This is a genomic window from Microbacterium sp. Soil_C_42 (assembly GCF_057656735.1).
This window is the reverse complement of the sequence record NZ_JBDGJU010000048.1, coordinates 1-4646: the sequence shown is the minus strand read 5'-3', so window position 1 is coordinate 4646 and position 4646 is coordinate 1. Positions and strand designations below refer to the sequence as shown.

Here is a 4646-nt window from a genome sequence, read left to right as displayed (position 1 = left end):
AGCGGAGCGCGGACCGGGTCAGTACTCGATGCGCGTCGAGGTCCGGCCCCACTCGGTGAACGGGGCGATGCGGTGCGCGGGCGTGAGGTCGATCGACTCCACGGGCATGATGTCGCGGTGCTCGGGGCGGCCGTCGAAGTACCGGTAGAAGACCGCGTCGTCGAAGCCCGCGGCGGCGGCATCCTCACGGTCGGCGGCGAAGTACACCCGGTCCACGCGGGCCCAGAGCGCGGTGCCCAGGCACATCGGGCAGGGCTCGCAGCTCGTGTAGAGCGTCGCTCCGGTGAGGTCGAACGTCCCCAGCCCCTGGCACGCCCGGCGGATGGCGACGACCTCGGCGTGCGCCGTCGGATCGAGGTCGGCGGTGACGCGGTTCACGCCCTCGAAGACCTGCCCGTCGGCCGACACCACGACCGCCCCGAACGGACCGCCCGCGTTGCGGACGTTCTCGGTCGCGATCTCTATGGCCCGGGCGAGGTAGCGGGCGGGCGTGCCGTCGGTAGTGGACATCAGCCCCACCATACGAGCGCACGGCGACGCGCGCACCACCCCACGCGCAGGGCGGTCACCGCTCGACCAGCACCCCGTCCGCGTCGGCCCATACGTGCGCGCCCGGCACGAATGCGACGCCCGCGATGACCACCGGCACGTCGACCTCGCCGGCGCCCGCCTTCGCGCTCTTGCGCGGGTTCGAACCGAGCGCCTTGACGCCGAGGTCGAGCTCGCCGATCGCGACCCGGTCGCGGATCGCGCCGTGCACGATGATCCCCGCCCAGCCGTTCTCGACCGCCGAGGCGGCGATGAGGTCGCCGACCAGCGCGGACTCGAGCGATCCGCCGCCGTCGATCACGAGAACCGCACCCTCGCCCGGGGTGGCGAGCAGCGCCTTCACGAGCGCGTTGTCGCGGTGGCACCGCACGGTGCGGATCGGTCCGTCGAACGCGACGCGCCCGCCGATGTCGTGCAGCTGCAGCGCGAGCGAGTCGAGCTCGTCGCCCCGTTCGTCGTAGAGGTCGGCCGTCGAGGTGGTCATGCTCCGACGCTACGACGGTTGCCGTGCCCCGAGGCATCCGTCAGGAAGAGAAGTTCGCGCGCCCTTCTGCGCACCGCAAGAACGGGCGTCAGGCCGGGGCGGGCGGGTTGATATCGGGGTGCAGGGTGCTGAAGAACGAGTAGGTGTCGCCGTCGGGGTCGGGGTCGCGCTCCTTGAACTCGCTGACGAGGTCGTAGAGACGCTGCTGGAACTCCTCGCGGTGCTCGGGGGTGAGTTTGAGTCCCAGCCAGGTGGTGTCGAGATCGTCGGGGTCGACGCCCTCGATCTGCTGCAGGAACGTCTCGATGAGCACGGGCGAGCCGCCGGGCATCGACGTTCGCCACGAGAGGCCGGTGGCGCGGTAGGGCACCTCTCGCGCCCCCTGGGCACCGGTGCGTTCAGGCTGGGCGGCGAGGTACCCGGTCTGCACGAGCGTGCGCACGTGGTGCAGCATCGTGCCGGGGTTCACGCCGAGCAGCTCGGCGAGCTCCTTGTTGGTGCGCGACTCGAACGCGCACAGCCGCAGCACCCGCAGACGCAGGGGCGAGCTCAGCGCGCGCATCCGCGCCTCCGCCTCGGGATCCCCGTGCCGCAGTTCGATCCGCTCCTCGCGATCCCCCGTCACGTGGTCAGCGTACAAGACTGATTGACAGTCCTCAATCAGTGGCTCACACTGATTGACATGTCCCAATCAGACGACGTCCGCGAGGCCGAGGCGATCGACGACGCCGTCCTCGCAGAGGCCCGGGCCGAGGCATCCGTCCTGACCTCTCGCGCGGGTGCCGGCGAGGCGGTCGAGGCGGATCAGGATGCTGCCGCCGCCGCAGCCCCCGCGCCCGCGCCGAAGGGCGCGCTGTGGCGGGACCGCAACTTCATGACCCTGTGGAGCGGCCAGGCGCTCAGCCAGTTCGGCGCGCAGATCACCGAGCTCGCGATCCCCGTGCTCGCGGTGCTGGCCCTGAACGCCACGGAGTGGGAGGTCGGTGTGCTCAGCGCCGCGCAGGTCGCGGCGTTCCTCATCGTGGGACTTCCGGCGGGCGCGTGGATCGACCGCATGCGCAAGCGGCACGTCATGATCGTCGCCGACGCGGTCCGCGCCGCCGCCCTGGCCACGCTGCCCGTGCTGGCCCTGCTCGGGGTCCTGCAGATCTGGCACATGATCCTGGTCGCTCTGATCATGGGCGTCGCGACGGTGTTCTTCGACGTGTCCAATCAGAGCATCGTGCCGTCCCTCGTGCGCGCGAACCAGATCGCCGAGGCGAACGGCAAGCTCCAGTCCACCGAGCAGCTCGCGGGTCTTGCCGGCCCTGCGGTGGGCGGCTGGCTGCTCGGGATCCTCGTCGCGCCGCTCGCGATCCTGATCACGGTCGGCACGTACCTCGCCTCCTTCGTGGCGCTGCTGTTCACCCGTGATCACGAGCAGCTCCGCGCTCCGGAGGACCACAAGCCCCTGATCCACGAGATCGGCGAGGGGCTGCGCTGGGTCTTCGGCAACCCGCTGCTGCGCCGCATCGTGCTGACCACCGGCACCGCGAACTTCTTCGGCACCATCGCCGCCACCCTCCTGCCCATCTTCGCGCTGCGCGAGCTGGGTCTCACGCCTCAGATGTTCGGCATCGTGTTCACGGTGTCGGCTGTCGGCGGTCTCCTCGGCGCCATGGCCACCCCCCGCATCGTGGAGCGCATCGGCGAGGCCCGCGCGATCCCGATCAGCGCGATCGCGTTCTCGGTGACCCCCTTCTTCCTGCCCGCGATCTCACTGGTGCCCAACCTCGCGTTCCCGCTGCTGGCCATCCAGTTCTTCCTGACGAGCTTCACGGTGCTGCTCTACAACATCACCCAGGTGACCTTCCGCCAGCGCATCACCCCACCCCGCCTGCTCGGACGCATGAACGCCTCGGTGCGCTTCGTGGTGTGGGGTGTCATGCCGATCTCGGCGTTGCTCGCCGGCGCGCTCGGCACGTGGATCGGCACGGTCCCCACGCTGTGGATCGCCGCATGCGGCGAGCTCTTCGCGTGCCTGTTCGTCGTCATCGGCCCCTTCTGGCGCATGCGGGAGCTCCCCGACGCGCACGCCGAGCACACCGACCACGAACCCGCCCGCTGACAGACCAGGATGCCTCGGCCCGCCGCGCAGGGTGCGGGCCGAGGCATCCGTCCCCCGTCCGCCGTGCGGTGCCCGACCTGTTGGTTTCCGGCGAGGTCGTGCCCTTCGGGGCGTGGGCGTGCTTAGGTTGCACCATGACGGCCCGCATCGTCTCGATCGGCACAGCTGTTCCGCCCACCCGCATCGCGCAGGCGGTCGCGCGCGACATCTTCGCGGCGCAGGAGGGGACCGACCGGCTCGCGCGGCGCCGCATCCAGGCGGTCTTCGACGCGTCGGCGATCGAACAGCGCCACACCGTGCTGGCCGAGTTCGCGTCGGCCGCCGCCGCGCCCGACGACGCCGCGTTCGTCGACTCGGAGGGCCGGCTCCTCTCCCCGTCGACCGGCGCGCGCAACCAGCGCTTCATCGCGTCGGCCCCCGAGCTCACGGCCGCCGCCGCGCGCACGGCCCTGGCCGACGGCGGCATCGATCCGTCCGCGGTGACCCACGTGGTCACCGTCTCATGCACCGGCCTCTTCGCTCCGGGCCCGGACTACCGCCTCGTCCGCGACCTCGGCCTGCGCCCGACGGTCGAGCGGTGCCACCTCGGCTTCATCGGGTGCGCCGCGGCGCTGCCCGCGCTGCGCGTGGCGTCGGCCCTGGCGGCGTCGAGACCGGATGCGGTCGTGCTGGTCGTGTGCACCGAGCTGTGCACGCTGCATCTGCGGCCCTCGAACGATCCGCAGCAGATCGTGGCCGCATCCGTCTTCGCCGACGGCGCGGCGGCGGCGGTCGTCACCGCCGATCCTGCCGCGGGGAACCCCGGCGGGCTCGACCTCGACAGGTTCGGCACCGCACTCACCGACGAGGGTGAGACCGACATGGTCTGGACGATCGGCGACAACGGGTTCGAGATGATCCTGTCCGCCGAGGTGCCGCGCATCATCGGCCGCGAGATCCAGGGGGCGGTGGGGAGGTTCCTCGGCGACGACACACTCCCTGAGGTGTGGGCCGTGCATCCCGGCGGGCGCAGCGTGCTCGACCGGGTCGAGTCGGGCCTCGATCTCCCGCCCGACGCGCTCGCGACGTCGCGCGCCGTGCTCCGCGACTTCGGCAACATGTCGAGCGCGACGATCCTGTTCATCCTCGCGTCTCTGCTGCGCGACGACGACGTCCCCGACGGCGCGCGGGTCGCCGGACTGGCCTTCGGCCCGGGGCTCACCGTCGAGTCGGCGCTCATGACCCGGCGCCGCCCGGCGGTCACGACCGCGGAGGACGTCGGCCTGGCCCTGGCGGCCTCGGCGTGACGGCGGCGGTGCCGGCATGAGCCTCGCCGTCCGCGACGACCGGCTCGCCGAGCTCATGGACGATCCGGACTGCGATCCGGACGCGCTGCGCGCCACCCTGCGGCGGTTCGGCACGATCAACCGCCTCGTCTCGGGCTGGGGCGTCGTCTACCGCACGCGGCTGCGCCCTCGCCTCGCCGCGCTGGGCCGGCCGGCGCACGTCCTCGACATCGGCTCCGGC

The 4646-nt window shown here is 71.8% G+C and carries 5 protein-coding genes and 1 pseudogene; 3 read left to right on the top strand and 3 right to left on the bottom strand.

The window, feature by feature from the left end:
* Positions 1-18: 18 nt before the first annotated feature.
* From AC3A46_RS17795 to AC3A46_RS17785, 3 genes are all read right to left on the bottom strand, one after another.
* Positions 19-510 (bottom strand): nucleoside deaminase, encoded by a 492-nt coding sequence (locus tag AC3A46_RS17795; RefSeq protein WP_487666404.1) that lies wholly within the window; start codon positions 508-510, stop codon positions 19-21.
* Positions 511-565: 55 nt separating this feature from the next.
* On the bottom strand, positions 566-1033 hold the full coding sequence (gene rraA / locus AC3A46_RS17790; RefSeq protein WP_487666403.1) for a ribonuclease E activity regulator RraA: 468 nt from the start codon (positions 1031-1033) through the stop codon (positions 566-568).
* 88 nt (positions 1034-1121) lie between these two features.
* Positions 1122-1658 (bottom strand): ArsR/SmtB family transcription factor, encoded by a 537-nt coding sequence (locus AC3A46_RS17785; protein WP_487666402.1) that lies wholly within the window; start codon positions 1656-1658, stop codon positions 1122-1124.
* A gap of 57 nt (positions 1659-1715) precedes the next feature.
* Between AC3A46_RS17785 and AC3A46_RS17780 the strand changes: the two genes are divergently transcribed.
* The 3 genes and pseudogenes from AC3A46_RS17780 to AC3A46_RS17770 all read left to right on the top strand — a co-directional run.
* Positions 1716-3140 carry an MFS transporter gene (locus tag AC3A46_RS17780; protein WP_487666401.1) on the top strand — a complete coding sequence of 475 codons (1425 nt, stop codon included), beginning with the start codon at positions 1716-1718 and terminating at the stop codon, positions 3138-3140.
* Positions 3141-3274: 134 nt separating this feature from the next.
* The gene (locus AC3A46_RS17775; RefSeq protein WP_487666400.1) at positions 3275-4426 is read left to right on the top strand and encodes a type III polyketide synthase; all 1152 of its coding nucleotides are present in this window, start codon (positions 3275-3277) and stop codon (positions 4424-4426) included.
* Positions 4427-4442: 16 nt separating this feature from the next.
* Positions 4443-4646: pseudogene (locus AC3A46_RS17770) on the top strand (methyltransferase); the annotation flags it as partial.